This is a genomic window from Variovorax sp. DXTD-1 (genome assembly GCF_003984625.1).
Classification (GTDB): domain Bacteria; phylum Pseudomonadota; class Gammaproteobacteria; order Burkholderiales; family Burkholderiaceae_C; genus Variovorax.
This window is the reverse complement of the sequence record NZ_RWKH01000012.1, coordinates 24,112-50,747: the sequence shown is the minus strand read 5'-3', so window position 1 is coordinate 50,747 and position 26,636 is coordinate 24,112. Positions and strand designations below refer to the sequence as shown.

Below are 26,636 nucleotides of genomic sequence, written 5' to 3'. Positions count from 1 at the left end.
CCAGCGTGGGACAATCGGCTCATGTTTGTATTGTTTGAAGAAGCCGGCAAGTACCTCGGCGGCCGCGTGCTTTCGGAGGCCGAAGCATCGGCGCAGGTCGAGCTCGACACCGGCAAGCGCGTCAAGGTCAAGGGCGCCAATATCGTTCTGCGTTTCGAGAAGCCGGCCCCCGCCGAGCTGATTGCCGAAGCGCGCGCCATCGCCGCCACCATGGACCTCGACCTCGCATGGGAGTTTGCGGCCGAAGGCGAATTCGGCTTTGCAGAACTCGCGGCCGACTATTTCAGCGACAAGCCCACGCTCGCGCAGCAGGCCGCCGCGCTGTTCGCGCTGTTCGAGGCACCGCACTACTTTCGCCGCGCAGGCAAGGGGCGCTTCAAGAAGGCGCCGGCCGAAATCGTGCAGCAGGCGCTGGCCGCCATCGAAAAGAAAAAAGTCGTCCAGGCGCAAATCGTCGAGTGGGCCGGGCAGCTGGCCGAGGGCGTGTGCCCGCAGCCGATTCGCGAGCAGCTCTACAAGATCCTGTTCAAGCCCGACAAGAACGCGCCCGAGTACAAGGCCGTGGTCGACGCCGCGCGCGCCACGCAGCGCCCGCCGCTCGAACTGCTGGAGCGCGCCGGCGCCATCGATTCGCCCTACCAGTTCCACTGGCGCCGCTTTCTTTTCGAGAATTTTCCGAAAGGCACGGGTTTTCCGGCGCTCGCCGCGCCCGCCATCGCCGACGACCTGCCGCTGGCTGCCGGCGTACAGGCTTTCTCGATCGACGATTCGCAGACCACTGAAATCGACGATGCGCTGTCGGTGCAGGGCCTGGGCAGCGGCACCGTCACGGTCGGCATCCATATTGCGGCGCCGGGCCTTGCGCTCACGCCGGGCAGCGCCATCGACCAGGTGGCGCGCTCGCGCATGTCCACGGTCTACATGCCGGGCCACAAGATCACCATGCTGCCGGACGAGGTGGTCAACGCCTACACGCTGCTCGAAGGCGGCGACCGGCCGGCCGTGTCGCTCTACGTGCGCTTCGACGAAGCCACGCTCGAACTGCAGTCCAGCGAGACCAAGCTCGAACGCGTGCCCATCGTGGCCAACCTGCGGCACGACCAGCTCGACAGCATCGTCACGCAGCCCTGGCTCGAAAACGCATCGTTCACGAGCGAGAACACGCCCGAGGCGGCTGCGAACCTGCGCGCACCGCTTTCCTTCCTGTTCCGCCTTGCAAAGCAATTGAAGGCCCAGCGCGAAGTGGTGCGCGGCAAGCCCGAGAACTTCAACCGGCCCGACTACAACTTTCGCCTCGTTGGCAACGACGGCGAGCCGGACGGCAGCGAGCAGGTGCAGATCACCACGCGCCAACGCGGCGCGCCGCTCGACCTGATCGTGTCCGAGGCCATGATCCTGGCCAACAGCAGCTGGGGCGGCTGGCTCGGCGAACTCGGCGTGCCCGGGCTCTACCGCAGCCAGGCCAGCCTGGCGCCGGGCATCAAGGTGCGCATGGGCACGCGGGCGTTGCCGCACGCGGGCCTGGGCGTGAAGAGCTACGCTTGGAGCACCTCGCCGCTGCGCCGCTACACCGACCTGGTGAACCAGTGGCAGATCATTGCGGCCGCGCGCCACGGCAAGACGGCCGCGCTGGCCGCGCCGTTCAAGCCGAAGGACGCCGACCTGTTCTCGATTCTCTCGGGCTTCGACGCGGCCTACGCGACCTACAACGCCTACCAGGGCGGCATGGAGCGCTTCTGGACGCTCAAGTACCTGGAGCAGCAAGGCGTCACCGAGCTTGAAGTCACTGTCATCAAGGACATCCAGAACGGCGCGCTGGTGCGTGCGGACACGCTGCCGCTGGTGTTTCCGGTGGCGGGCCAGCAGGAGCGCGGCGCGCGCCTGCGCGTGAAGCTCGGCGAGATCGACGAAATTGCGCTCGACGTGCACGGCACGGTGCTCGAGCGCCTCGACGCGCCCAAGGCGGATGCCGCGGCCGACGGGGAAAGCGGCGACGAGGAAGAAGAAGTGGCCGGTCCCATCGCGATTGCGGTCGACCTCACCGACAGCGAGCCGGCACCGGAGAACACGCCGGCGTGAGCGCCGCGCGCAATATAAAAACCATTCAATGAGCCGCGAGGAGCGTCGTCAATGAACTTCAGGGATCTGAGCACACTGCAGATTGCACTCGGTGTGTCGATCATCGCGCACGCCGCGCTTCTGACGGTGCGCTTCGTCGATCCTGAATCGTTCAACCGGGTCTTCAGCGACACGCCGCTAGAGGTGATCCTGGTCAACAGCAAGACCAACGACAAGCCCGACGCCACCGCCCGCGTCATGGCGCAAACCTCGCTGGCGGGCGGCGGCGACCTCGAACGGGGCCGCGCCACCAGCCCGCTGCCGCCGTCGAGCTTTACCGCCGTGGGCGACTCCATCGAAGAGGCGCAGCGCCAGGTCGAGGCCATGCAGGCGCAGCAGATGCAGCTGCTCGCGCAACTCAAGCGCGACCTGGCCGCCATGCCCGCACCCGATCCGCGCGTGTCGGGTGATCCGAAAGAAGCCGTGGCCCGCGAGGAAAAGCGGCGCCAGATGGTTGAGCTGCTGGCTGAAATCGAGCGGCGCGTGAACGAAGAAAACGCACGCCCCAAGAAGCGCTACCTGAGCCCTTCCACGCGCGAGGCGGCCTATGCCATCTACGTGGACACGCTGCGCCGCCGCATCGAAGTGCGGGGCACCGAGAACTTTCCCACGGCCGCCGGCAAGAAGCTCTACGGTCAGCTCAAGATGACGATCACCATCAACCACGACGGCAAGATCCTCGACACCGTGGTCGATGAGAGCTCGGGCGACACCACGCTCGATCGGCGCGCCAAGGCCATCGTGCACAGCATCGGGAACTTCGGAAAATTCACCGACGCGATGCGCAAGCAGACCGACCAGATCGTGCTGCAGTCGCGCTTCAAGTTCACGCGCGACGAAACCATCGAGCTCTCTTCTCAATAGCAACCCAATAGCAACAACTGCGGATCACGGCGCCATGGACCTGTACTGCGTAATGGGCAACCCCGTCGAGCACAGCCGCTCGCCGCGCATTCATGCCCGATTTGCCGAGCTCTGCGGCCAAGAGCTGGAATACACCCGCCGGCTCGTGCCGATCGGCGCCTTTGCCGAAGGCGTCGCCGGCTTCCGGCGAGAGGCCGCCGAGCAGGGCAACGTCGCGCGCGGCTGCAATGTCACCGTGCCGTTCAAGTTCGATGCCGCCGCAATTGCACAGCACACCAGCGAACGCGCCCGGCTCGCGCAAGCGGTGAACATGCTGCGCTTCGAAGCGGACGGCAGCATTCACGCCGACAACACCGACGGCATCGGCCTGGTCAACGACATCGTCCGCAACGCCGCCGTGCCTTTGGCAGGCTGCGAACTGCTGCTCATCGGCGCGGGCGGCGCTGCCGCGGGCGTGCTCGGTCCGCTGCTCGATGCGGGCGCCTCGCGCATCGTGGTGGCCAACCGAACCGTCGGCAAGGCCATGGCCGTGGTGCAGCGCCATGCGGCCTTGGCCTTGCGCCACGGCGCCACGCTGGAAGCATGGGCGCTCGACGAAGTACCCGGCAATTTCGACGTGGTGATCAACGCCACCGCCTCCAGCCTTGCGGGCGATGCGGTGCCGGTGCGCGCCCAGGTGCTGCGCCCCGGCGCACTCGCGGTCGACCTGATGTACGGGCCTGCCGCCGCCGGCTTCATTGCCTGGGCCGAAGCGCACGGCGCCGTCGGACGCGACGGCCTCGGCATGCTGGTCGAGCAGGCCGCCGAAGCTTTCGAGGCTTGGCGCGGTGTGCGCCCGCCCGCTGCGCAGGTGCTGGCCGAATTGCGCGCTTCAATCGCCGCCGGCCAATGAAGGGGCTGCTGCGGCTGATTGCGTACCTGCTGGTCGCGGCGGTGGCGCTCGAGCTTTTCTTCGTGGCGCGCATTGCCGCCATGGCCGTGATCGCTCCGCAGAGCACGGCGTTCCAGCGCTCCGAAGCCTGGCAGATCGCCATTCACCGGGGCAGCAAGGGCGCCTGGCGCCAGGAGTGGGTGCCCTACGCGCAGATCAGCGACAACCTCAAGCGGGCAGTCATCGCCAGCGAAGATGCCGACTTCATCGACCACAACGGCGTGGAGTGGGAAGCCATCGAACGTGCGCGGCAGCGCAATGCCAAGGCCGAAGAGCTTGCGGCGCGGCGGGCAGCGCGTGCCATCGCACGCGGCAAGCCGGTGCGGCCGGTGCAGCTGCGCGGCGGCTCCACCATCACGCAGCAGCTGGCAAAGAACCTGCTGCTTTCCGGCGAGCGCACGCTCCTGCGCAAGGGCCAGGAGCTGGTGCTCGCCATGACGCTCGAGGTGCTTCTCGACAAGCGCCGCATCCTCGAGATCTATCTCAACAATGTCGAATGGGGCGAAGGCGTGTTCGGCGCCGAAGCCGCAGCCCAGTACTACTTCAAGAAACCCGCCTCACGCCTGAGCGCCGGCGAAGCCGCACGCCTGGCGGTGATGCTGCCCAGCCCCAAGTTCTTCGAGCGCCGGCTGGGCTCGTCTTCCTACCTCAGCGGGCGGGCTTCGACCATCGTGGCGCGCATGCCGTCGGCCGAGCTGCCCTGACGGCACCGCACAGCGCCTCGATGGCCAGCACGGCCGCAAAGCCGATCAGGTAGGCCACCACGTCCCACCAGTCCGCCGTACTGCCGAGCACGATGCGCAGGGCGCGGTTCGGAATATGCAGGTGCCAGGCCGATGCCAGGAACTGTCCCAGTTCGACCGCCAGGCCCACGCCGAGCGCGGCCAGCGCCAACGGCAGCACACGCGTGGCAATGAAGGTCTTGAAGACGACGTAGACCCATGCCACGGCCAGCACGTCGCCGAAGAAACTCCGCACCCAGCCCCAGCGCGCGCCAATGGTGGCCAGCAGCACGAGTACAAAGAACAGGGCCACCGCCCACACCAGAGAAAGAGGATCGAAACGCCATCGCATGACCCGTATCATCGCGCCCATGCTGGCAAAGCTCACAGGTTGGTTGTTGTTGGGGATCGTCCGGTTGCTCACGGGGGCCCAGGCGCGGTGGTACGGCTGCCCGCCCAAGGCCGAGCAGCGCATCTATTTCGCCAATCACCAGAGCCACGCCGACCTCGTGATGATCTGGGCCGCCCTGCCCGAGGAGCTGCGCAGCATCACGCGGCCCATTGCGGCGCGCGACTACTGGGCCAATACGCCGTTCAAGCGCTGGATCACGACCGAGGTGTTCAACGCGGTGTATGTGGAGCGTGCGGCCACGGCACCGGGCTCGACCGCACCACCGGCGGCCCCGGCGGAACCCGAGGCGCCATCGGCGCCCGTTCGAAATTCCGTTGCACCGCCCGCCGAGCGCATCGAGCCTTCGATGGAGCCGTTGCTGCCGGTGGCGCCGATGGCACCGCCTATCGTCGATGTCACCCCCGAGGCGTTCGACGAAGTGCAAGGGCGGCTCGATCTTCCTGCGCCACCGCCTCCCCCGCCGGCCGCGCCTCCTGTCGAACCGCCGGCTGTGATGGCGGAAGCAGAGCCGTCCGAGCCCGCTGCAGCCCCCGCCCCTGACCCGCTCGCACCCTTGGTCGAAGCGCTGCGCAGCGGCGACTCGATCATCATCTTTCCCGAAGGCACACGCGGCCACACGGGCGAGCCGCAGAAGTTCAAGTCCGGCCTCTACACACTCGCGACGATGTTTCCCGAAGTGGTGCTGGTGCCGGCATGGATCGACAACGTTCAGCGCGTCATGCCCAAGGGCGAGATCGTGCCGGTGCCGATCTTGTGTTCAGTCACTTTCGGTGCGCCGATCCGCGTCGAAGAGAGCGAAGAGCGCCGTCCCTTTCTCGATCGCGCACGTGCTGCGGTGATCGCTTTGCGCGATGTGTGAAATGAAGGCTTTTTCTTTGCGTCTTGTTGTGCTTCGTTCAGGGCGCACTCCCGCCGACGGGGTACCTTGCTCCGCGAATGTCCCCCGGCCTGCAGCCTCCTCCTTTATTTCGCTGCGCAAGGCACCCCATCGACGGGCGCGTTGCAAAGAGCGGTCGTTGATCAGCGATACACCAGCAGCGTGCCCCAGTGCACAGGGCATCGGGTGCTCCCCGCAGCGAAATAAAGGAGGAGGCGAAGCCGGGGGACATTCGCGGAGGGGAGTACCCGGTGGCCTTTGCACACGCCCTGAACAAGAGCGCCTAGAACGCAGCCACCACCAACAACAAAGCGGCGGAGAACTGACATGAACCAGTTCCTGCGCAGCCTCACCCCGACCCAGCAAGTCGCGACCCTGTTCCTCATCGTCTTTGGCCTGCTCGTGATCGCGAGCACAGCGGCGCTCTTCCTGAGCTTCAGGGAACGCCGCAACCCCGTGCACGACGCCACGTGGCAAGCCGAACTCGCTCACTACCGCAAACTGCTGGGCACCACCTGGTTCATGGTCATCGTGTTCTGGGTAGGCTGGGCCTTGGGCGAAACCGTGGCCACCGTGCTTTTCGCGCTCATCGCCTTCTTCGCGCTGCGCGAGTTCATCACCCTCTCGCCCACACGCCGCGGAGACCACCGCAGCCTCATCCTGGCTTTCTTCGTGGTGCTGCCAATCCAGTTCTGGCTCGTGGCCACCGCGCGCTTCGACCTGTTCACCGTGTTCATTCCGGTCTACGTGTTCCTTGCGATTCCGGTCGCAAGCGCACTCGCCAACGACCCCAGTCACTTTCTGGAGCGCAACGCCAAGCTGCAGTGGGGCATCATGGTCTGCGTCTACGGCATGAGCCACGTGCCGGCGCTACTGCTCCTGAGCTTTCCGGGCTACGAAGGCAAGAGCGCATTCCTCGTGTTCTTCCTGGTGTTCGTGGTGCAGACCTCGGTGCTGGTGCAGCACGTGATCTCGCGCCGCACGCAGCGCAAGCCCTTTGCACCCAACGTGAGCCGCAGCTTCAACTGGACCAGCTGGGGCATCGGCATCGTGGTGGCCAGCCTGGTGGGTGCGCTGTTCTCGTTCATCACGCCGTTCAAGTTTGGCCAGGCGCTCGCCGTGTCGTTCATTGCCTGCATCGCAGGCTCCATGGGCCACCTGGTGATGAAGGCGCTCAAGCGCGACCGCGGCATTCCCAACTGGGGCAAGAAAGGCGTGGGCGTGACCGGCGCCAACGGCCTGCTCGACCGCGTGGACGCACTGTGTTTTGCGGCGCCCATCTTCTTCCATTCGATCCGCTGGTACTTCAACGTCTGACGACATGCGCATTCTCGGCATCGACCCCGGCCTTCTCACCACCGGCTTCGGCGTGGTGGATGCGGACGGCCACGCGCTGCGCTACGTGGCAAGCGGCACCATCAGCACGCGGCACCTGGGCAGCGGCAACCTGCCGGCGCGCCTCAAGGTGCTGTTCGACGGCATCGCCGAAATCGCCGAGCGCTACCAGCCCGACGCTTCGGCGGTCGAAATCATTTTCGTCAACGTCAACCCGCAGTCGACGCTCCTGCTGGGCCAGGCGCGCGGCGCCTGCGTGACCTCTCTGGTGAACAGCAAGCTCACGGTGGCCGAATACACCGCGCTGCAAATGAAGAAGGCCGTGGCCGGTCACGGCCAGGCTGCCAAGGCGCAGGTACAAGAGATGGTGAAGCGCCTGCTCGACCTGCCGGGCCTGCCCGGCGCGGACGCGGCAGACGCGTTGGGCATTGCCATCACCCATGCGCAGGTGGGCCGCTCGATGGCAAGGCTGGCCGAGGCGGCCGATCTGTCGAAAACGCACGCCGGCACCTACCGGCAAGGCCGCTCGAGGTAGCGCCGTTCAGTCGCCCGTCAACGGCGCGGTGCGAGCCAAGCCCGCTACCAGCCTAGGCCACGCGCTCGGCAATCAGCACCGCAAAGAAGCCGAACGCTGCGAGCAGCGTCCACTTGAGCACGATCCAGCCGAAGCGCCGGTACTTGACCTGCCCGGTTCCGGCATAGAACGCGAACGACACGCCCGCCACCAGCAGAAGCAGCAGGATGGCCCAGCGGAAGACAAGCATTGCGTGGAACGAGGAACTGAAGAACCTGCCTGCTACCAGGCCCGCGCCACTTCGCCGAAACCGTGCGGTGCGCGCTTTTCGTCTTCGAAGGTGACGATTTCGTAAGCGTCGCTGTGGGTGAGCAGCTCGCGCAGCAGCTTATTGTTGAGCGCGTGGCCCGAGCGGAACGCGGTGTACGCGGCCAGCAGCGGCTTGCCGATGATGTACAGGTCGCCCATCGCGTCGAGGATCTTGTGCTTCACGAACTCGTCGTCGTAGCGCAGCCCATCGGCATTGAGCACCTTGGTGTCGTCCATCACGATGGCGTTGTCGAGCCCGCCGCCGAGCGCCAGGCCCTTGCTGCGCATGTACTCGACTTCCTTCGTGAAGCCGAAGGTGCGGGCGCGCGCGATGTCGCGGCTGTAGGAATCCTTGCCCAGGTCGAACTCCACGCGTTGGCCGGTGGAGTTGACCACGCGATGGTCGAAGTCGATCTCGAAGCTCAGCTTGTAGCCATGGTACGGCTCAAGGCTCGCCCACTTCTCGTTGGCGCCCTCGCCTTCGCGCACCTCGACCTTGCGCGTTACGCGGATGAAACGGCGCGGCGCCTTCTGCAGCTCGATGCCCGCGCTTTGCAACAGGAACACGAACGAAGAGGCCGACCCATCAAGGATCGGCACTTCGTCGGCCGTGATGTCGATGTAGAGGTTGTCGATGCCCAGGCCCGCGCAGGCCGACATCAGGTGTTCGACTGTCTGCACCTTCGCTCCGCCGGTGGAAACCGTGGAAGCCAGGCGCGTGTCGGTCACCGCTTCGGCGGTCATGCGGATGTCGACAGGCTCGGGCAGGTCGACGCGCCGGAACACGATGCCGGTATCCGCCGGAGCGGGGCGAAGCGTGAGCTCCACGCGTTGCCCGCTGTGAAGCCCCACGCCCACGGCGCGGCTGATCGACTTGAGGGTTCTTTGCTGCAGCACGCCGACGATTTTAGGCGCGCGGCGGGCATGGCCGCCTATGCCCCTCGCTATGGCACCGATAGACATAGGTTCTATTTCAAGCGCCCACGATGGACGCAAAGGGCACGAAGCGAATGAACCTTCGTGCCCTCTGCGTTCGGTGGCCTGGCCTCAGTCAGCTTGACGGCGCAGGAATGCGGGGATCTCGAAGTCGTCCATGCCGCCCGAAGACAGCGCGTCCACCTTGGCCGCGGCCATCGTGCGGTTGGTACGCCACACGCTGGGAACCGCCATGCCGTCGTAGTTGGGCTGGCTCACGCCATGGCCTGCATGACCCGTGCCGCCGAGCGTGGGCACGTTGAACGGGATGTTGTCGGTGCCGGTGCGGATCACTTCGAGCGTCGGTGCCTGGCGGCGTGCGTCGGCGCGCGAGAGGCCGGTGGCCACCACGGTCACGCGCATTTCGTCGCCCAGGCTCTCGTCGTAGGCGGCGCCGTAGATCACGTGCGCATCGGGCGAGGCGTAGGCGCGGATCGTGTTCATCGCGAGCTTCGACTCGTTCAGCTTCAGCGAACCCTTCGACGCGGTCACCAGCACCAGCACGCCCTTGGCGCCCGAAAGGTCGATGCCCTCGAGCAGCGGGCAAGCCACGGCCTGTTCGGCGGCGATGCGGGCGCGATCCGGGCCGGCAGCGGCTGCGGTGCCCATCATGGCCTTGCCCGGCTCGCCCATCACGGTGCGCACGTCTTCGAAGTCGACGTTCACGCCGCCATACTCGTTGATGATTTCCGAGATGCCGCCGACGGCGTTCTTGAGCACGTCGTTGGCATGCGCGAAGGCTTCGTCCTGGGTGATGTCTTCGCCCAGCACATCGAGCAGCTTCTCGTTGAGCACCACGATCAGCGAGTCGACATTCGCCTCGAGCTCGGCCAGGCCGGCGTCGGCATTGGTCATGCGGCGGCCGCCTTCCCAGTCGAAGGGCTTGGTCACCACGCCCACGGTGAGGATGCCCATTTCCTTCGCCACGCGAGCGATCACGGGTGCGGCGCCGGTGCCGGTGCCGCCGCCCATGCCGGCCGTGATGAACAGCATGTGCGCGCCGTCGATAGCCGCGCGAATGTCATCCACCGCTGCTTCGGCCGCGTCACGGCCCTTGTCGGGCTTGCTGCCGGCGCCCAGGCCGCTGGTGCCCAGCTGGATGATCTTGTGTGCGTTGCTGCGCTGGAGCGCCTGCGCGTCGGTGTTGGCGCAGACGAACTGAACGCCCTGCACGCCGCGCTCCATCATGTGCGCGACGGCATTGCCGCCACCGCCGCCGACTCCGATCACCTTGATCTGAGTGCCTTGGTTGAATTCTTCGACTTCGATCATTTCGATGGTCATTTCTAACTCCTTGAATTTTGCAGTTGCCGTTGTGTATCTATGAATTTTTCTGGTGTCTTGACGAGTTCAACGTAGCCGTCGTCGTGGCGGTGGACCTGTGCGCCGCCATCGCTCGTTGAAATGCAATGGGGGGCCGCCGCGTGCGAGCCAGAGTGGGGAGCGATTCATGGTCAGAAGTTCCCCACGATGAAGTCCTTGAAACGTCCGAACGCAGTCTTTACCGATCCGTTCTTCTGCGCGACCTTGAAGCCGCGCATGCGTGCGAAGCGCGCTTCTTCGAGCAGGCCCATCACGGTGGCGGCGCGCGGCTGCGCGACCATGTCGGACAGCGCGCTCGAATACTTCGGAATGCCGCGCCGCACCGGCTTTAAAAAGATGTCTTCGCCGAGCTCGACCATGCCTGGCATCACGGCACTGCCGCCCGTGAGCACCACGCCCGAAGACAGCACCTCTTCGTAGCCCGACTCGCGCACCACCTGCTGCACGAGCGAAAAGATTTCTTCGATGCGCGGCTCGATCACGCCGGCCAGCGCCTGCTTGCTCAGCATGCGCGGGCCGCGGTCGCCGAGGCCGGGCACTTCCACCTGCGTGTCGGGGTCGGCCAGGAGCTGCTTGGCATAGCCGTTCTCGACCTTGATGTCTTCGGCGTCCTTGGTAGGCGTGCGCAGCGCCATGGCAATGTCGCTGGTGATCAGGTCGCCCGCAATCGGAATCACGGCCGTGTGGCGGATCGCGCCGTTGGTGAAGATGGCCACGTCGGTCGTGCCGGCGCCGATGTCCACCAGCACCACGCCGAGCTCGCGCTCGTCCTCGGTCAGCACCGCCTGGCTCGAGGCCAGCGGATTCAGCATCAGCTGGTCGACCTCCAGGCCGCAGCGGCGCACGCACTTGATGATGTTCTCGGCCGCGCTCTGCGCACCGGTGACGATGTGTACCTTGGCTTCGAGCCGCATGCCGCTCATGCCGATCGGCTCCTTCACGTCCTGCCCGTCGATCACGAACTCCTGCGGCTCCACCAGCAACAGGCGCTGGTCGCTCGAGATGTTGATGGCGCGCGCGGTTTCCACCACGCGGGCCACGTCGGCGGGCGTCACTTCCTTGTCCTTCACCGCCACCATGCCGCTTGAATTGATGCCGCGGATGTGGCTGCCGGTGATGCCCGTGTAGACGCGGCTGATCTTGCAGTCGGCCATCAGCTCGGCCTCTTTCAGGGCCTGCTGGATGCTCTGCACGGTGGCGTCGATGTTCACCACCACGCCGCGCTTCAGGCCATTGCTCGGCGCAATGCCGAGCCCGGCCAGCTTGAGTTCGCCGCCGGGCAGCACCTCGGCCACCACCACCATCACCTTGGCGGTGCCGATGTCGAGTCCGACAACCAGGTCTTTGTATTCTTTGGGCATTGAATGTCCTCGGTATTCGCTATTTACTTCTTCTTGGTCTTCGGGTCGGTAACGACCGTGGTGACGCCACGAAGGCGCAACGCGTAGGCATCGTTGTGGCGCAGATCGGCCCCTTCGACATCCGCCGCGGTGCGGTGGTATTGGCCCGCGACCTGGGTCACGGTTTTCAGGAAACGTTGCGCGCGGGCGGCCACCTCTTCGGGCTGCCCGCGGCCAAGCTCGATTTCGGCGCCGCTGTTCAGCACCACCTTCCAGCTGCCCCGGCTCGAAAGCGTGAGCTCGTCGACGCTGAAGTCATACGGCTGGAAGATCGGCGCAATCACGCGGTACATGCCCAGCACCTGCCCGGCCTGCTCGATGGGGCCATCGAGCCGCGGCAGGCGGTCGTCCACCTCGGCCACGTTGGCTTCGAACACATCGCCAAAGCTGTTGATCAGCTTCGAGCCCGCTTCGTCGCCCCAATTGGCCACGGGCACCTGCTCTGTCAGGGTGACGCGCAGCTTGCTCGGAAACTCGCGCCGCACCACCGCCTTGCGCACCCAGGGCACCGACTCGAAGGCCGTTCTCGCGCGGGCGAGATCGACCGTGAAGAAGTTGCCCGAAAGCTGGGGCGCCACGTTGGCGCGCAGCGTCACTTCATTGTTGTGCGTCACGTCGCCGTCGACCTTGATGCCGGCAATGGGAAAGAACGGCTGCCGCAGCACCCACCATGCGCCCGCCGCAAGCAGCATGATTGCCACCACCGCGAACGCGAGGTTCGAGACGATGTTCATGAGCTTGACGTCGAACGGCGCCTGGATGCTGTCGGCCATGGCTATTGCGCTCCTCCCGCGGCATCCAGCGAAGCCGAGGCCAGCACGCGCAGGCACAGGTCTTCGTAGGCAATGCCCGATGCGCGCGCCGACATGGGCACCAGCGAATGGCTGGTCATGCCGGGCGAGGTGTTCATCTCGAGCAGGAAGGGCTTGCGGTCGCTCGCGCGAATCATCACGTCGGCACGGCCCCAGCCGCGGCAACCGAGCGTGTGGTACGCGGCCAGCGTGATGCGCTGGATCTCGTGCTCCTCGGCTTCGGGCAGGCCGCTCGGGCAGTGGTACTTCACGTCGTCGGTGAAGTACTTGTTCTGGTAGTCGTAGGCGCCTTCGGGTGCGGCAATGCGCACCACGGGCAGCGCGCGCGCATCGAGCCCCTGGCCGAGCACGGCGCAGGTCACTTCCTCGCCTTCGATGAATTCCTCGCACAGCACGTCGGCGTCGTACTTGGCCGAAAGCGTCACCGCGTCCTGCATTTGCGAATAGCCCTCGACCTTGGTCACGCCGATGGAGGAACCCTCGCGCGGCGGCTTCACGATCAGCGGCAGGCCCAGCACATCGGGCACGGCGCGAACCTGCTCGCGGCTCTGCTGGTCGAAAGCCAGGCGCACGTATTTCGGCGTCGGCAGGCCGTCGGCCTGCCAGATGCGCTTGGTCATGACCTTGTCCATGGCCACGCTCGACGCCATCACGCCCGAGCCGGTGTAGGGAATGCCGAGCAGCTCGAGCGCGCCCTGCACCGTGCCGTCTTCGCCGTGCCGGCCGTGCAGCGCGATGAAGCAGCGCGCAAAACCTTCGCGCCTGAGCTCGACGAGATCGCGCTCGGACGGATCGAAAGCATGCGCATCGACACCGCGCGAACGCAGCGCCTCGAGCACGCCGGCACCGGACAAGAGCGAAATTTCGCGTTCGGCGGAGCTTCCGCCGAACAGCACGGCCACCTTGCCGAATTGTTTTGGATCTTGAAGAGTCATTGGGTAACCTCCGCGCCGCCCGCTGCGGTGGCAATTTCGACAACCTTGCCCGGCACCGCCCCGATGGAGCCCGCGCCCATGCAAAGCACCACGTCGCCGGCGCGCGCGTTGTCCAAGATCGCCTGGGGCATCTCGCTGATCTCGTCGACGAACACCGGCTCTACCTTGCCGGCCACGCGCAGTGCACGCGCCAGTGATCGGCCGTCGGCCGCCACGATGGGCGGCTCGCCGGCGGCGTAGACCTCGCCCAGCAGCACCGCGTCGGCGTTGCCGATGACCTTGACGAAGTCCTCGAAGCAGTCGCGCGTGCGGGTGAAGCGGTGCGGCTGGAAGGCCAGCACCAGCCGGCGGCCCGGGAAGGCGCCGCGCGCGGCGGCAATGGTCGCGGCCATCTCGACCGGGTGATGACCGTAATCGTCGATCACGGTGAAGGTGCCCGGCGCGTCCACGCCGGCCTGCCCCTGCACGGCCACATCGCCGTAGCTCTGGAAGCGGCGGCCCACGCCCTTGAAGCCGGCCAGCCCGCGCTGCACCGCTTCGTCGGGAATACCGAGCTCCACCGCCACAGCGATCACGGAGAGCGCATTGCGCACGTTGTGCTCGCCAGGCAAGTTGAGCACGATGGGCAGGTCGGGCAGCGTGACGCCATTGCGGCGCTGCGCCGTGAAATGCATCTGCGCGCCCACGGCGCGCACGTCGACCGCGCGCACCTGGGCGCCTTCGTCGAAGCCGTAGCTCGTCACCGGGCAGGTGACCTCGCCCACGATGTCGCGCACCGCCGGATCGTCGGTGCACAGGATGGCCACGCCGTAGAACGGCATGCGGTGCAGGAAGTCGACGAACGCCTTCTTGAGCTTCGCGAAGTCGTGCCCGTAGGTTTCCATGTGGTCGGCATCGATGTTCGTGACCACCGCCATCACCGGCAGCAGGTTCAGGAACGAAGCGTCCGACTCGTCGGCCTCCACCACGATGTAGTCGCCGCTGCCGAGCTGTGCGTTGGCGCCGGCGCTGTTCAGGCGGCCGCCGATGACGAAGGTCGGGTCGAGCCCCGCGGCTTCGAGCACGCTCGCCACCAGGCTGGTGGTGGTGGTCTTGCCGTGCGTGCCCGCAATCGCGATGCCCTGCTTCAGGCGCATCAGCTCGGCCAGCATCATGGCGCGCGGCACCACGGGAATGCGCTTCTCGCGCGCGGCGAGCACCTCGGGGTTGTCGGACTGCACCGCCGTGGAGGTCACCACTGCGTCGGCGCCTTCGATGTGCGCGGCCGCGTGGCCCACGAAGGTACCGATGCCCAGGCTCGCGAGCCGGCGCAGCGTGGCGCTGTCGGCCAGGTCGGAACCCGTGATGCGGTAGCCCAGGTTCAGCAACACTTCGGCAATGCCGCTCATGCCCGAGCCGCCGACGCCCACAAAGTGAATATGACGAATCGCGTGCTTCATCTGGCAAGCTCCTCGCAGGCGCGGACGACCGCTTCCACGGCTTCGGTCTTCTGCATGGTTTTGGCCTTGGCGGCCTTTTCGATCAGCGCGGTGCGCTCGGTTTTCTGTAGCAAGTCAGCCAGCAATTCAGGAGTGAGGTCGGTCTGCTGCACCAGCCAGCCGCCGCCCGCATCGACGAGGAAGCGCGCGTTGGTGGTCTGGTGGTCGTCGACCGCCGAAGGAAAAGGCACGAACAGCGCTGCTGCGCCGACGGCCGCGATTTCTGTGACGGTGCTGGCCCCGGCACGCGCGACGATGATGTCGGCGTCGGCATAGGCCTGCGCGGTGTCTTCGATGAACGGTGTGAGCTCGCCCTCGACGCCGGCGGCGGCGTAGTTGGCGCGCAGCTCGTCGATCTGCCTGGCGCCGCTCTGGTGCAGCACCGTGGGGCGCATGCCCGGCTCGATGCGCGCGAGCGCCTGAGGCACCACGGCGTTGAGCGCCTTGGCGCCCAGGCTGCCGCCGACCACCAAGAGCCGCAGCGGCCCGCTGCGGCCTGCAAAGCGCGCGGCCGGCGCAGGTTGCGAGGTGAACGCCGCTCGCAGCGGATTGCCCACCCACTGCGCCTTCTTCAGCACATTGGGGAAAGCCGTGAACACCCGATCGGCCACGCCCGCGAGCACCTTGTTGGCGAGGCCGGCAACCGAATTCTGTTCGTGCAGCACCAGCGGCTTGTTGAGCAGCACGCTCATCATTCCCCCTGGAAAGGTGATGTAGCCGCCAAGGCCCACCACGACGTCGGGCTTGACTCGGCGCACCACGCCAAGGCTTTGCCAGAAAGCCCGCAGGAGCCGCAGCGGCAGCAGGAACAGCGTGAGCGGCCCCTTGCCGCGCACGCCGCCGAACTGGACCGGCTCGAAAGCGAAGCCACGCGGCGGCACCAGCTTCTCTTCCATGCTGCCGGGCGCGCCCAGCCAGTGCACGCGCCAGCCGCGCTCGCGCAGGGCCTCGGCCACCGCGAGTCCCGGAAAGATGTGGCCGCCCGTTCCGCCGGCCATGACGAGTGCTGTGCGGCCTGTCATATGCGGCCTCCGCGCATGAGAACGCGGTTCTCATAATCGATGCGCAGCACCACGGCCAGCGCCACCAGGTTCATCAGGATGGCCGAACCGCCGAAGCTCATCAGAGGCAAGGTCAGCCCCTTGGTGGGCAGCGCGCCCAGGTTCACGCCCATGTTGATGAAAGCCTGGAAGCCGATCCACACGCCCACGCCCTGTGCCACGAGACCCGAGAACACGCGGTCCAGCGCAATCGCTTGCCGGCCGATGTGCATGATGCGGCGGGTCAGCCAGAGGAACAGGCCGATGATCAGCAGCACGCCGACCAGGCCGAACTCCTCGCCGATCACGGCCAAGAGGAAGTCGGTGTGCGCCTCGGGCAGCCAATGCAGCTTTTCGACGCTGCCGCCCAGCCCCACGCCGAAGATCTCGCCGCGGCCGATGGCGATGAGCGAGTGCGAGAGCTGGTAGCCCTTGCCCAGCGCATGCTCCTCGCTCCACGGGTCGAGGTACGCAAAGATGCGCTCTCGCCGCCACGGGCTGCTGGCCACGATGGTGCCGAAGGCCACCACCACCAGCGCGGCAATGACGAAGAACATGCGCGCGTTCACGCCGCCCAGGAACAGGATGCCCATGGCAATCACGGCAATCACCATGAAGGCGCCCATGTCGGGCTCGGCCATCACCAGCATGCCGACCACCACCACCGCAATGCCCATCGGCAGCACCGCGCGGAAGAAGCGCTCCTTGATCTCCATCTTGCGCACCATGTAGCTGGCGGCATAGAGCACCATCGCGAGCTTGGCGAGCTCGGACGGCTGAAAGCGCATGAAGCCCAGCGGCAACCAGCGCCGCGCGCCGTTCACGTTGATGCCGATGTGCGGAATGAGCACCGCCACCAGCAGCAGCAACGAGGCCACGAAGAGCCAGGGTGCGGAGCGCTCCCAGGTCTTCATGGGAATCTGGAAGGCGAGCAGCGCCGCGATGAACGCCACCGCCACCGACGCCGCATGCCGCGTGAGGAAGAACACCGGGCCGTAGCCCGCGCGCGCAAAGCGCGGGTTATCGGGCAGGGCAATGGAGGCCGAATACACCATCACCAGGCCCCAGGTGAGCAGCGCAACGGTGACCCAGACCAGTGCCTGGTCGAAACCCAGCACGCGCATTGGCGTGGCCTTGGTCTGCGTAACGCCGGCGCCGCCCAGCCGCACCGGCAGGTGCATGGGCAAGGCGTCGATGCCGCTGCGCGCGCGACCGAACCAGCCACCGAAACGGGTGGGCTTGGCGTTGGGCGTGGCGCCGGCGGCTGTGGTGTTCAAACCGGGTCTCCCGAGGAAAAGTCGGAATCATTCGATGACGAGGCAGCTTCGCGCGGGTTGTCCGCGAGCGTCTGCACGGCCTCGCGGAACACCGCCGCGCGGTGTTCGTAGTCCTTGAACATGTCGAAGCTCGCACAGGCCGGTGACAGCAGCACGGCATCGCCGGGGTTGGCGCGCGCGGCGGCCAGGTTGACGGCTTCTTCCATCGAGCCCGCATGCATCAGCGAGACGCCGGTGGAGGCCAGCGCCTGCTCGATCAGCGGCGCGTCGCGGCCGATGAGCACCACGGCGCGCGCAAACTGGCGCACCGGTTCGGCCAGCGGCTCGAAGTCCTGGCCCTTGCCTTCGCCGCCGAGGATGACAACCACGCGCCGGTCCTCGCCCAGGCCGCTCAGGGCCGCGACCGTGGCACCAACGTTGGTGCCCTTGCTGTCGTCGAAATATTCGACATCGTCCACCAGCGCGATCGATTCGACGCGGTGCGGCTCGCCGCGGTATTCGCGCAGGCCGTAGAGCATGGGGCCGAGCGGACAGTCGGCGGCGCTGGCGAGCGCAAGCGCCGCCAATGCGTTCATGGCGTTGTGGCGCCCGCGGATGCGCAAGGCGTCAGCAGGCATCAGGCGCTGAAGGAAGATTTCTTCTTCCACCACCGCGCCGCGCTTGCGCTTTTGCGTCTCGTCGGCTTCCAATGCGCGCACCAGCCAGGCCATGCCGTTGACGCGCTCGATGCCGTAGTCGCCCGGGCGTAGCGGCATCACGCTGCCGAAGGTGATGTGCGTGCGGATCTGCGGGCGCTGCAGCTTCGCCCTGACGGGCGCGGGCAGCATCGCCATCACGCCCGGGTCGTCGCGGTTCAGCACCATGAGGCCCTGCGCGCCGAAGATGCGGGCCTTGGCGGACGCATACGCGGGCATGTCGCCGTGCCAGTCGAGATGGTCCTGCGTGAGGTTGAGCACCGTTGCGGCCGTGGGCTCGAAGCCCTGCACGCCGTCGAGCTGGAAGCTCGAGAGTTCGAGCACCCACACCTCAGGCAGCGTCTCCGCGTCGATGTGCGCAGCCAGAGTGTCGAGCAGCGTCGGGCCGATGTTGCCCGCCACCGCCACGGTCTTGCCCGCACGCTCGACCAGTTGACCGGCGAGCGCGGTGACCGTGGTCTTGCCGTTGGTGCCGGTGATGGCAAGCACGGCGGGCGTGTAGCCCTTCGGTGCCGGCGGCTCTTCGATCGGCACCAATGGGAGCTGGGCGGTCGGCTCTTCCTCGACGGCGGCGGAAGCCGGGTTGGAGGCGGCGAGCTCGGCAATCTTGGCGACGAACTCGGCCGCTTCCTTGGCTGCGGTAGGCACGTAGGGCTTGCCGGTGCTCGGCAGCCGCGAAACGGTGGCGGGCGCCGGCGATGGGGCGGGCGCTTCAGGCGGTTCGGGTGTCTCTGCGTTCGGTGTTTCTGCGTTCGGTGCTTCGTCCGAAGGCTGCGACACAGGAACACTCAGCGAAGGATCGCGCTGCATCGCTTCCGCCATCGCGGGGGTTGCCGCGGGCTCGCCATCGGTCGTCGGCTCGGCCGGCGCTTTCGCTGCCTCGGATGCTGCCGGAGCTTCGATTGCGTCCGTTGCTTCGGCCGCTTCGGCGACTTCACCCACGACAGGTGCAGCCGCAGGCGGTTCCACCTCCAAGGCCAATTCGGCCTGCGCCTCAGGCTGCTCCGGTGCTTCCACTTCGGGCTCCGCTTCCACGACTGGCACTTCGACCGTTCGCAAATCCTGCAGCGCACGCGCAAAGAGGTCGAGCTCGCCGCCAACCGGCAGCCCCACGGCGCGCGCAGCATCGGCGACCGGTGCGATGGTCGCAGGCGACAGGCCCGGCGAACGGAAGACGGCCCGGATCGGCGTGCCTTCGATCAGCGCGGCCGAGAACGGTCCGCCGGCGAACGCCACGTCGGGCAGTTCCGCCCGCAGCGTTGCAAGCAGCGCGGGCGCCTCGCGCGTATCGGCCACGGTCACCTGCGCGCCGTGGCGTGCGCACCAGCGCGCCATCGCCAGCCCGGACGCACCAAGGCCGAGTATCAATACGGGGAGGTCTTTCAGGTGTCGCATGTGCCCGTTACCGCAGCTTCAGCGTTGAAAGACCCACGAGGCACAGCAGCATCGTGATGATCCAGAAGCGCACCACGACCTGCGTCTCGCGCCAACCGCTCTTCTCGAAGTGGTGGTGCAGCGGCGCCATCTTGAGCACGCGCCGGCCCTCGCCGTAGCGCTTCTTGGTGTACTTGAAGTACATGACCTGCGCCATGACCGAGATCGCCTCGACCACGAAGATGCCGCCCATAATGAAGAACACGATCTCCTGGCGCACGATGACCGCAATGGTGCCCAGCGCGCCGCCAAGCGCCAGCGCGCCCACGTCGCCCATGAAGACCTGCGCCGGATGGGTGTTGAACCAGAGAAACGCCAGCCCCGCGCCGGCCATGGCCGAGCAGAACACCAGCAGCTCGCCCGATCCTGGAATGTTGGGGAACAGCAGGTACTTGGAATACACGGCGCTGCCGGTGACATAGGCGAACACGCCCAGCGCCGAGCCCACCATCACCACCGGCATGATCGCCAGGCCGTCCAGGCCGTCGGTCAGGTTGACGGCATTGCTCGCGCCCACGATCACCAGGTAGGTCAGCACCACAAAGCCGATGCCGCCGAGCGGATAGCTCACTTCCTTGAAGAAGGGCACCAGCAGATTGATCTTCGGCGGAAAGTCGAGGTCGAAGCCCGACTGCACCCAGGCGAAGAACAGCTGCAGCACGCGCCAGTTCGAGCTTTCCGAAATGCTGAAGAGCAGGTAGAAGCCGGCGATCAGGCCGACCACCGACTGCCAGAAGTACTTCTCGCGCGAGCGCATGCCTTCGGGGTCCTTGCGCACCACCTTGCGCCAGTCGTCGACCCAGCCGATGGCGCCGAAGCCCATCGTCACCCACAGCACGATCCAGACGAACCGGTTCGACAGGTCGAACCACAGCAGCGTGGCGAATGCAATGGCAAACAGCACCAGCACGCCGCCCATGGTGGGCGTGCCGCTCTTGGTCAGGTGCGTTTCCATGCCGTAGCCGCGCACCGGCTGGCCGATCTTCAAAGCGGCAAGACGACGGATCACATACGGACCGGCGACCAGGCCGACCACCAATGCGGTGAGCGAAGCCATCAGCGCACGGAAGGTGAGGTACTGAAAAACGCGCAAAAACCCGAACTCGGGCGAAAGTGTTTGCAGCCATTGGGCCAGGCTCATCAGCATGTTGTCTTGCGCGGCTCATGCGTCATGACCGGCCTCCTTTTGTTGTTGTCGTGATTGCTCGATGGCCTGCACCACCCGCTCCATCTTCATGAAGCGCGAGCCCTTGACCAGCACGCTGCCGACCTGCGGCAAGCGCGCGAGCACGGCCGCGTTGAGCGCATCGATCTCCGCGAAATGCCGCCCGTCGTTGCCGCTGCTTCCACCGCCGAATGCAGCAACGCTGTGCGCCGTTTCGGCACCCAGCGCGTACACGGCCTCGATGCCGCGCTGCCGCGCCCAGTCGCCCACCTCGGTATGAAATTCGAGCGCGTGGTCGCCGACTTCGCCCATGTCGCCCAGCACCAGCAGGCGCGGTCCCGGCAGCGCCGCGAGCACATCGATGGCGGCGCGCACGGAATCGGGATTCGCGTTGTAGGTGTCGTCCACGAGCGTGAGCGAATGCCCGCCGGGCAGCACGACCTCGCTCGCCTTGGAGCGGCCCTTCACCGGTTCGAATTTGGTGAGGCCCGCGGCAATGGTGTCGAGCGATACGCCGGCCGCGAGCGCGCAGGCGGTGGCCGCAAGCGCATTGACGACGTTGTGCCGGCCCGCAATGTGCAGGCTCGCATCGAAGTCGCCCAGCGGCGTGCGAATGCCGACCTGCCAGGCGCCATGCCCCCAGTCGGCGCGGACCAGCGAAATATCGGCGTCCGCCTGCTCGCCGAAGGTCATGCAGCGGGGCGATGCGCCGTCACGTGCCATGTCGTTCCACAGCGGCGTGAACTCGTCGGCATGCGGGAACACGGCGGTGCCGCCCTCCGGCAAGAAGGAAAACACCGCGCCGTTTTCGCGCGCCACCGCATCGACGGTGGCCATGAACTCGAGGTGTTCGCGCTGGGCGTTGTTCACCAGCGCAATGGTCGGGCGCGCAATGGCGGCCAGGCGCGCAATCTCGCCCGGGTGGTTCATGCCCAGCTCGACCACTGCATGCTGGTGCTTGGCCCGCAGGCGCAGCAGCGTCAGCGGCACGCCGATCTCGTTGTTGAAATTGCCGGCCGTCGCCAAGGCGCGGTCGGCCCTGAAGGCGACCAGGATGGCCGCGATCATTTGCGTGACCGTGGTCTTGCCGTTGCTGCCTGTCACGGCGATCAGCGGCAGATCGAACTGCGCGCGCCAATGCGCGCCCAGCGCGCCGAGCGCCGCGAGCGAATCGGGCACCTCGAGACCGGCCAGGCCTGCAGCCTCCAGGCCATGGTGCGCAATGGCGGCAACGGCGCCACGCGCCTTGGCATCGGCCAGGAATTCGTTGGCGTCGAAGCGCTCGCCCTTGAGCGCCACGAACAAATCGCCCTCGGAAAGCGTGCGGGTGTCGGTGTGGACGCGGGCAATGGTGGTTTCGGCGTCGCCCACCAGGCGCGAACCGGGAATCCATTGCTGCGCCTGGGCGAGCGTGAACATCATCGGCGTCGAATCGCTCATGCGGCACCTCGCTGGGCGAGCGCATCCTGCGCGTGGGCCCGGTCGGAGAACGGAATGCGCTGGCCGGCAATTTCCTGCCAGGCTTCATGGCCCTTGCCTGCGATGAGCACCACGTCTTGCGGCGCGGCCTGCGCAATGGCGTCGGCAATGGCGGCCGCACGGTCGGGCTGCACCTGGGCTGCTTCGGGACGCGAGAGGCCGAGCAGCATCTGACTGATGATCGCGTCGGGGTTTTCGCTGCGCGGGTTGTCGCTGGTCACGATCACGCGGTCGGCCTGGCGCTCGGCCACCGCGGCCATCATCGGGCGCTTGATCGGGTCGCGGTCGCCGCCGCAGCCGAACAGGCACCAGAGCGCGCCGCCGCGCTGCTGTGCGAGCGGGCGCAAGCCGGCCAGCGCCTTGTCGAGCGCGTCGGGCGTGTGGGCGTAGTCGACCACCGCCAGCGGCGCGCCCGCACCGGCACTCACCCGCTCCATGCGGCCCGGCACGCTGCCGAGGTTGGCGCAGGCCGCCGCCGCCTGCGCGAGCGAAAGACCCAAGGCGCGCAGCGTGCCCAGCACGCCCAGCAGGTTGGCCACGTTGTACTGGCCGATCAACCCGGTCGAGATGCGCTCCACGGAATCGGTGCCGTGCTCGGCCACCGAGAACTGCAGCCCCTGCGCGTCGTAGCCGACGTCGCGCGCCATGAGCCGCGCCGGCGAGCCGGCGGCCGAAACGGTCCAGACGTCGAGCGCGCCGACGCCGGCTTCGATCAGGTTCGCGCACAGGCTGGCGCCGTGCACGTCGTCGATGTTGATCACCGCGGCGCGCAGTGCGGGCCAGCGAAACAGCTCGGCCTTGGCTTCCCAGTAGGCCTCCATGCTGCCGTGGTAATCGAGGTGGTCCTGCGTGAAATTGGTGAACACGGCCACCGCAATGCGCGCGCCATCGAGCCGACGCTCGGCAATGCCGATCGACGATGCCTCAATGGCGCAGGCGCCGAAACCGCGTTCGACCAGCGCGCGCAGTTCGCGCTGCATCATGACCGGATCGGGTGTGGTGAGGCCGGTGTAGGTGAGCTCCGGCGGCACGCCGATGCCCAGCGTGCCCATGACCGCGCAGGGCGACGGCACGCTGCGCTCGGCGCTGCCGTCCAGCCGCAGGGTGCGAACGCCGCCGGGCACGGTCAAGGTGGACAGCGCTTCGGCCAGCCACCATGCGGTCGACGTCTTGCCGTTGGTGCCCGTCACGGCCAGCAGTTCGAGCGCGGCCGAGGGGTTGCCGTAGAACGCGGAGGCGATCGGGCCCGTCGCGGCCTTCAGGCCCGGGTAGCTTGCGATGCGGTCGCTGAATTCGCCCTGGTCGAAGCCGAAGGCTTCCACGCCTTCGTGCTCGACCAGGCAGGCCGCTGCACCTTGCGCCAGTGCGGCCGCCACGTGCTTGCGCCCGTCGGTTGCGGCGCCGGGCCAGGCAATGAAGCCGTCGCCGGCGCCCACCGGCCGGCTGTCCGCATGCAGCGCACCTTGCACGCGCTCCTGGAGCCAGAGCGCGGCGAGCTGGGGGGAAGTGAGTGTCAGCATGCTCAGAAGCTCTCGTCGACGCCTTGCGTCACCACCAGAGGTTTGACCGCGAGATCGGGCGCAACGTTCATCATGCGCAGGGTCTGCTGCACGACTTCGCTGAAAACAGGCGCGGCGGCCACGCCGCCGAAGTACTGGCCGTCGCTCGGCTCGTCGATCATCACGCCGACGATGATGCGCGGCTTTTCTATGGGCGCCATGCCGGTGAACCACGCGCGATATTTGTTGCTCGCGTAACCTTTGCCAACCTGCTTGTGCGCGGTGCCCGACTTGCCGCCGACCGAATAGCCGATGGTCTGCGCGCGCGTGCCGGTACCGCCCGGCCCCGCGGCCATCTGCAGCATCTTGCGGACCGCCAGCGCATTCGACGGCGAGAACACCCGCACGCCCACGGGCGACTCGGTGTTCTTGAGGATGGTGACCGGAATGATCGCGCCGTCGTGCGCAAACGCCGTGTACGAATGCGCCATTTGAAACAGCGACGCCGACAGGCCGTAGCCGTAGGCCATGGTGGCCTGCTCGACCGGCTTCCAGGTCTTCCAGGGGCGCAGGCGCCCGGTCACCGCGCCGGGAAACTGGATCTGCGGCTTCTGGCCGTAGCCGAGCGCGGTGTAGGTGTCCCACATTTCGTGCGGAGACATCTTCTGCGCGATCTTCAGCGCGCCGACGTTGCTCGACTTCTGGATCACGCCTTCGACCGTGAGCGTGCCGTAGTTGTGCGTGTCGCTGATGGTGAAGCCGCCCATCTGGTAGCGGCCAGGCGAGGTTTCGATCAGCGTCGAGGGCTTCACGCGGCCGGCCTCGAGCGCCATGGCCACGGTGATCGGCTTCATGGTCGAGCCGGGCTCGAAGGTGTCGGTGAGCGCGCGGTTGCGCAGCTGCTCGCCAGTCAGGTTCTGGCGCTTGTCGGGCACGTAGCTCGGGTAGTTGGCCAGCGCCAGCACTTCGCCGGTCACGGCGTCGAGCACCACCACGCTGCCGGCCTTGGCCTTGCGCGCGGTCACGGCGTCGCGCAGCTTCTGGTACGCAAAGAACTGCACCTTGCTGTCGACGCTGAGCTGGATGTCCTTGCCGTCGACCGGCGGCACCTGCTCGCCCACGCCCTCGACCACGCGGCCCAGGCGGTCCTTGATGACGCGGCGCGAGCCGGCCTTGCCGGCCAGCTCCTTGTTGAAGGAAAGCTCGATGCCTTCCTGTCCGTTGTCTTCGACGTTGGTGAAGCCCACCACGTGCGCGGCAGCCTCGCCCTCGGGGTACTGGCGCTTGTATTCCTTGCGCTGGTAGATGCCCTTGAGGTTGAGCGCGGCAATCTGCTTGGCAATGGGCTCGTCGACCTGGCGCTTGATCCAGACGAAGGTCTTGTCCTCGTCCTCGAGCTTCTTGTCGAACTCCTTCTGCGGCATTTCAAGCAGCTTGGCCACCTGCTTGAGCTTGGCGCGCACCTCGGGATCGTCGCGCTCGATGTCTTCCGGAATGGCCCAGATGCTGGGCGCCACCACGCTGGAAGCCAGGATGAGCCCGTTGCGGTCGAGAATGCGCCCGCGATTGGCCGGCAGCTCCAGCGTGCGCGCAAAGCGCACTTCGCCCTGCCGCTGGAAGAAGCTGTTGTTGAAGACCTGCACGTACGCGGCCCGGCCCGCCAGCACGACGAAGCCGAGCGCGATGCCGGCCACGATGAACTTGCTGCGCCAGACCGGCGTCTTGCTCGCGAGCAAGGGGCTGGTGGTGTAGCGGACGCTGCGGCGGCTCATCGCTGCGGCCTCGCCGCGGTGGGTTTTTGCACGGCGCCGGCCGGCGGCGCGGGCGGCGGGGCCACCACGGCCGGAATCACCGTGCCATCGGGCCGCACGTACTGCGTGATGGCCGGCGTGGTGGTGCGCATCTGGAGCTGCTCCTTGGCGAGCTTTTCCACGCGCAGCGGTGTGGCTTGCGCGCGCTTTTCCACTTGCAGCCTGTCGTGGTCTAGCTCGAGGCGACGCGCTTCCTGCTGCGAACGGTCGAGCTCGGTGTACAGCTGGCGCGACAGGTACTGCGTGTGCACGAGGTACAGTGCCGTCGAAACGACGGCCAGCAGCAGGAGCAGGTTGAGGCGTGTCATGCTGCCTCGGTCCGTTCGGCCACGCGCAGGATGGCGCTGCGAGAGCGCGGGTTGCCGCGCACTTCCGCGTCGGATGGCTTGATGCGCTCGAGCGCGCGCAGCTTCATCACCTTGGGTGCCGCAAAAGGAGCGCGACGGTCGTACACCTCCTTGGAGTGCTTGGCGATGAACTGCTTCACGATGCGGTCTTCCAGCGAGTGGAAGCTGATCACCGCGAGCCGCCCGCCGGGCTGCAGCACCGAAAGGCTCGCCTCTAGCGCCTGTTGCAGCTCTTCAAGCTCGGCGTTGATGAAAATCCGAAAAGCCTGAAATGTGCGCGTTGCAGGGTTCTGGCCCTGCTCGCGGGTTTTGACCGTGCCAGCCACGAGCTCGGCCAGTTCGGTGGTGGTTGAAATTGCGCCCCGTTCTTGTCTGCGAGCAACAATCGCCTTTGCAATCTGAACAGCAAACCGTTCTTCGCCATAGTCACGGATCACCTCTGCAATCTGCTGAAGTTCGGCTGTTGCCAGCCATTCGGCCACGCTCTCGCCGCGCGTGGTGTCCATGCGCATGTCGAGCGGGCCGTCGAAACGAAAACTGAAACCGCGCACCGGGTTGTCGATTTGCGGCGAACTCACGCCCAGGTCCATCAGCACACCTGCCACGCTGGCATCGGGCAATTCACCCAGCGAACGGAATCCCTGGTGCCGGATGGAAAAACGCGCATCCGAGATGCGCGCTGCTTCGGCCACCGCTTCCGCATCCTTGTCGAATGCGATCAGCCTGCCTTCCGGAGCCAGCCTCGCGAGAATGGCGCGCGAATGCCCTCCGCGCCCGAACGTCGCGTCCACGTAGGTGCCGGTCGCCGCGATGCTGCCGGAAAGAAGGGCTTCCACCGCTTCGTTCAGCATCACGGTTGTATGAATCCATGGAGTGTTCACACA

Annotated in this window: 24 protein-coding genes; 7 read left to right on the top strand and 17 right to left on the bottom strand. The window is 66.7% G+C overall.

Features of this window, described 5'->3' with window-relative positions:
• Positions 1–21 precede the first annotated feature (21 nt).
• From EJI00_RS13060 to EJI00_RS13045, 4 genes are read left to right on the top strand one after another with little or no spacing between them, the layout of a single operon-like run.
• The gene (locus tag EJI00_RS13060; RefSeq protein ID WP_126747939.1) at positions 22–2,079 is read left to right on the top strand and encodes a ribonuclease catalytic domain-containing protein; all 2,058 of its coding nucleotides are present in this window, start codon (positions 22–24) and stop codon (positions 2,077–2,079) included.
• A gap of 51 nt (positions 2,080–2,130) precedes the next feature.
• Positions 2,131–2,982, top strand: coding sequence for an energy transducer TonB (locus EJI00_RS13055; RefSeq protein WP_126747938.1), 852 nt, complete (start codon positions 2,131–2,133; stop codon positions 2,980–2,982).
• Between the two features lie 34 nt (positions 2,983–3,016).
• Positions 3,017–3,874 (top strand): shikimate dehydrogenase, encoded by an 858-nt coding sequence (gene aroE / locus EJI00_RS13050; RefSeq protein WP_126747937.1) that lies wholly within the window; start codon positions 3,017–3,019, stop codon positions 3,872–3,874.
• Positions 3,871–4,617, top strand: coding sequence for a transglycosylase domain-containing protein (locus tag EJI00_RS13045; protein WP_126747936.1), 747 nt, complete (start codon positions 3,871–3,873; stop codon positions 4,615–4,617). Before aroE ends, EJI00_RS13045 begins: the two co-directional genes overlap by 4 nt.
• On the opposite strand, the gene EJI00_RS13040 is transcribed toward EJI00_RS13045, so the two are convergent.
• Positions 4,562–4,999 carry a DUF2809 domain-containing protein gene (locus EJI00_RS13040; protein ID WP_126748050.1) on the bottom strand — a complete coding sequence of 146 codons (438 nt, stop codon included), beginning with the start codon at positions 4,997–4,999 and terminating at the stop codon, positions 4,562–4,564. The genes EJI00_RS13045 and EJI00_RS13040 overlap by 56 nt on opposite strands.
• A 7-nt stretch (positions 5,000–5,006) precedes the next feature.
• Here EJI00_RS13040 and EJI00_RS13035 point away from each other — a divergent pair, with 7 nt between their 5' ends.
• The 3 genes from EJI00_RS13035 (at position 5,007) to ruvC (ending at position 7,794) form a co-directional block, all read left to right on the top strand.
• Positions 5,007–5,906, top strand: coding sequence for a 1-acyl-sn-glycerol-3-phosphate acyltransferase (locus EJI00_RS13035; RefSeq protein ID WP_126748051.1), 900 nt, complete (start codon positions 5,007–5,009; stop codon positions 5,904–5,906).
• Positions 5,907–6,251: 345 nt separating this feature from the next.
• Positions 6,252–7,241 carry a phosphatidate cytidylyltransferase gene (locus tag EJI00_RS13030; protein WP_126747935.1) on the top strand — a complete coding sequence of 330 codons (990 nt, stop codon included), beginning with the start codon at positions 6,252–6,254 and terminating at the stop codon, positions 7,239–7,241.
• A gap of 4 nt (positions 7,242–7,245) precedes the next feature.
• Positions 7,246–7,794, top strand: coding sequence for a crossover junction endodeoxyribonuclease RuvC (gene ruvC / locus EJI00_RS13025; protein WP_126747934.1), 549 nt, complete (start codon positions 7,246–7,248; stop codon positions 7,792–7,794).
• 52 nt (positions 7,795–7,846) lie between these two features.
• On the opposite strand, the gene EJI00_RS25085 is transcribed toward ruvC, so the two are convergent.
• The 16 genes from EJI00_RS25085 to rsmH all read right to left on the bottom strand — a co-directional run bounded on the left by EJI00_RS25085 (position 7,847) and on the right by rsmH (position 26,633).
• Positions 7,847–8,023 (bottom strand): hypothetical protein, encoded by a 177-nt coding sequence (locus tag EJI00_RS25085; RefSeq protein ID WP_165442064.1) that lies wholly within the window; start codon positions 8,021–8,023, stop codon positions 7,847–7,849.
• Positions 8,024–8,055: 32 nt separating this feature from the next.
• Complete coding sequence (gene lpxC / locus EJI00_RS13020; RefSeq protein ID WP_185868127.1) at positions 8,056–8,979, bottom strand: UDP-3-O-acyl-N-acetylglucosamine deacetylase; 924 nt, start codon at positions 8,977–8,979, stop codon at positions 8,056–8,058.
• A gap of 150 nt (positions 8,980–9,129) precedes the next feature.
• Positions 9,130–10,341, bottom strand: coding sequence for a cell division protein FtsZ (ftsZ, locus tag EJI00_RS13015; RefSeq protein WP_126747932.1), 1,212 nt, complete (start codon positions 10,339–10,341; stop codon positions 9,130–9,132).
• 170 nt (positions 10,342–10,511) lie between these two features.
• On the bottom strand, positions 10,512–11,741 hold the full coding sequence (ftsA, locus tag EJI00_RS13010; protein ID WP_007832444.1) for a cell division protein FtsA: 1,230 nt from the start codon (positions 11,739–11,741) through the stop codon (positions 10,512–10,514).
• Positions 11,742–11,764: 23 nt separating this feature from the next.
• Entirely contained in the window at positions 11,765–12,553 is a 789-nt protein-coding gene (locus EJI00_RS13005; protein WP_126747931.1) for a cell division protein FtsQ/DivIB, read from the bottom strand.
• A 2-nt stretch (positions 12,554–12,555) separates the two neighbouring features.
• Entirely contained in the window at positions 12,556–13,527 is a 972-nt protein-coding gene (locus EJI00_RS13000) for a D-alanine--D-alanine ligase (protein WP_126747930.1), read from the bottom strand.
• On the bottom strand, positions 13,524–14,966 hold the full coding sequence (gene murC / locus EJI00_RS12995; RefSeq protein WP_126747929.1) for a UDP-N-acetylmuramate--L-alanine ligase: 1,443 nt from the start codon (positions 14,964–14,966) through the stop codon (positions 13,524–13,526). Before murC ends, EJI00_RS13000 begins: the two co-directional genes overlap by 4 nt.
• Complete coding sequence (gene murG / locus EJI00_RS12990; RefSeq protein WP_126747928.1) at positions 14,963–16,027, bottom strand: undecaprenyldiphospho-muramoylpentapeptide beta-N-acetylglucosaminyltransferase; 1,065 nt, start codon at positions 16,025–16,027, stop codon at positions 14,963–14,965. Before murG ends, murC begins: the two co-directional genes overlap by 4 nt.
• Complete coding sequence (gene ftsW / locus EJI00_RS12985) at positions 16,024–17,322, bottom strand: putative lipid II flippase FtsW (RefSeq protein ID WP_126747927.1); 1,299 nt, start codon at positions 17,320–17,322, stop codon at positions 16,024–16,026. The genes murG and ftsW overlap by 4 nt, the downstream gene beginning before the upstream one ends.
• Entirely contained in the window at positions 17,319–19,412 is a 2,094-nt protein-coding gene (gene murD / locus EJI00_RS12980; protein ID WP_126747926.1) for a UDP-N-acetylmuramoyl-L-alanine--D-glutamate ligase, read from the bottom strand. The genes ftsW and murD overlap by 4 nt, the downstream gene beginning before the upstream one ends.
• Before the next feature lie 7 nt (positions 19,413–19,419).
• Positions 19,420–20,598 (bottom strand): phospho-N-acetylmuramoyl-pentapeptide-transferase, encoded by a 1,179-nt coding sequence (gene mraY / locus EJI00_RS12975; protein WP_126747925.1) that lies wholly within the window; start codon positions 20,596–20,598, stop codon positions 19,420–19,422.
• A 15-nt stretch (positions 20,599–20,613) separates the two neighbouring features.
• Positions 20,614–22,038, bottom strand: coding sequence for a UDP-N-acetylmuramoyl-tripeptide--D-alanyl-D-alanine ligase (gene murF / locus EJI00_RS12970; protein ID WP_126748049.1), 1,425 nt, complete (start codon positions 22,036–22,038; stop codon positions 20,614–20,616).
• 14 nt (positions 22,039–22,052) lie between these two features.
• On the bottom strand, positions 22,053–23,615 hold the full coding sequence (locus EJI00_RS12965; protein WP_126747924.1) for a UDP-N-acetylmuramoyl-L-alanyl-D-glutamate--2,6-diaminopimelate ligase: 1,563 nt from the start codon (positions 23,613–23,615) through the stop codon (positions 22,053–22,055).
• Between the two features lie 2 nt (positions 23,616–23,617).
• Positions 23,618–25,366 (bottom strand): peptidoglycan D,D-transpeptidase FtsI family protein, encoded by a 1,749-nt coding sequence (locus EJI00_RS12960; RefSeq protein ID WP_126747923.1) that lies wholly within the window; start codon positions 25,364–25,366, stop codon positions 23,618–23,620.
• Positions 25,363–25,713 (bottom strand): cell division protein FtsL, encoded by a 351-nt coding sequence (gene ftsL, locus EJI00_RS12955; RefSeq protein ID WP_126747922.1) that lies wholly within the window; start codon positions 25,711–25,713, stop codon positions 25,363–25,365. The genes EJI00_RS12960 and ftsL overlap by 4 nt, the downstream gene beginning before the upstream one ends.
• Positions 25,710–26,633 (bottom strand): 16S rRNA (cytosine(1402)-N(4))-methyltransferase RsmH, encoded by a 924-nt coding sequence (gene rsmH, locus EJI00_RS12950; RefSeq protein ID WP_126747921.1) that lies wholly within the window; start codon positions 26,631–26,633, stop codon positions 25,710–25,712. Before rsmH ends, ftsL begins: the two co-directional genes overlap by 4 nt.
• Between the last annotated feature and the right edge of the window lie 3 nt (positions 26,634–26,636).

Coding starts and splice junctions, on each gene's coding strand:
- ftsA (WP_007832444.1), bottom strand. CDS start 11,741: ATGCCCAAAGAATACAAAGACCTGGTTGTCGGACTCGACATCGGCACC.
- murG (WP_126747928.1), bottom strand. CDS start 16,027: ATGACAGGCCGCACAGCACTCGTCATGGCCGGCGGAACGGGCGGCCAC.
- EJI00_RS13005 (WP_126747931.1), bottom strand. CDS start 12,553: ATGGCCGACAGCATCCAGGCGCCGTTCGACGTCAAGCTCATGAACATC.
- EJI00_RS13035 (WP_126748051.1), top strand. CDS start 5,007: ATGCTGGCAAAGCTCACAGGTTGGTTGTTGTTGGGGATCGTCCGGTTG.
- EJI00_RS13055 (WP_126747938.1), top strand. CDS start 2,131: ATGAACTTCAGGGATCTGAGCACACTGCAGATTGCACTCGGTGTGTCG.
- ftsL (WP_126747922.1), bottom strand. CDS start 25,713: ATGACACGCCTCAACCTGCTCCTGCTGCTGGCCGTCGTTTCGACGGCA.
- EJI00_RS13060 (WP_126747939.1), top strand. CDS start 22: ATGTTTGTATTGTTTGAAGAAGCCGGCAAGTACCTCGGCGGCCGCGTG.
- mraY (WP_126747925.1), bottom strand. CDS start 20,598: ATGCTGATGAGCCTGGCCCAATGGCTGCAAACACTTTCGCCCGAGTTC.
- EJI00_RS13040 (WP_126748050.1), bottom strand. CDS start 4,999: ATGATACGGGTCATGCGATGGCGTTTCGATCCTCTTTCTCTGGTGTGG.
- murC (WP_126747929.1), bottom strand. CDS start 14,966: ATGAAGCACGCGATTCGTCATATTCACTTTGTGGGCGTCGGCGGCTCG.
- murD (WP_126747926.1), bottom strand. CDS start 19,412: ATGCGACACCTGAAAGACCTCCCCGTATTGATACTCGGCCTTGGTGCG.
- EJI00_RS12960 (WP_126747923.1), bottom strand. CDS start 25,366: ATGAGCCGCCGCAGCGTCCGCTACACCACCAGCCCCTTGCTCGCGAGC.
- aroE (WP_126747937.1), top strand. CDS start 3,017: ATGGACCTGTACTGCGTAATGGGCAACCCCGTCGAGCACAGCCGCTCG.
- EJI00_RS13045 (WP_126747936.1), top strand. CDS start 3,871: ATGAAGGGGCTGCTGCGGCTGATTGCGTACCTGCTGGTCGCGGCGGTG.
- ruvC (WP_126747934.1), top strand. CDS start 7,246: ATGCGCATTCTCGGCATCGACCCCGGCCTTCTCACCACCGGCTTCGGC.
- EJI00_RS25085 (WP_165442064.1), bottom strand. CDS start 8,023: ATGCTTGTCTTCCGCTGGGCCATCCTGCTGCTTCTGCTGGTGGCGGGC.
- ftsZ (WP_126747932.1), bottom strand. CDS start 10,341: ATGACCATCGAAATGATCGAAGTCGAAGAATTCAACCAAGGCACTCAG.
- murF (WP_126748049.1), bottom strand. CDS start 22,038: ATGATGTTCACGCTCGCCCAGGCGCAGCAATGGATTCCCGGTTCGCGC.
- EJI00_RS12965 (WP_126747924.1), bottom strand. CDS start 23,615: ATGCTGACACTCACTTCCCCCCAGCTCGCCGCGCTCTGGCTCCAGGAG.
- EJI00_RS13000 (WP_126747930.1), bottom strand. CDS start 13,527: ATGACTCTTCAAGATCCAAAACAATTCGGCAAGGTGGCCGTGCTGTTC.
- EJI00_RS13030 (WP_126747935.1), top strand. CDS start 6,252: ATGAACCAGTTCCTGCGCAGCCTCACCCCGACCCAGCAAGTCGCGACC.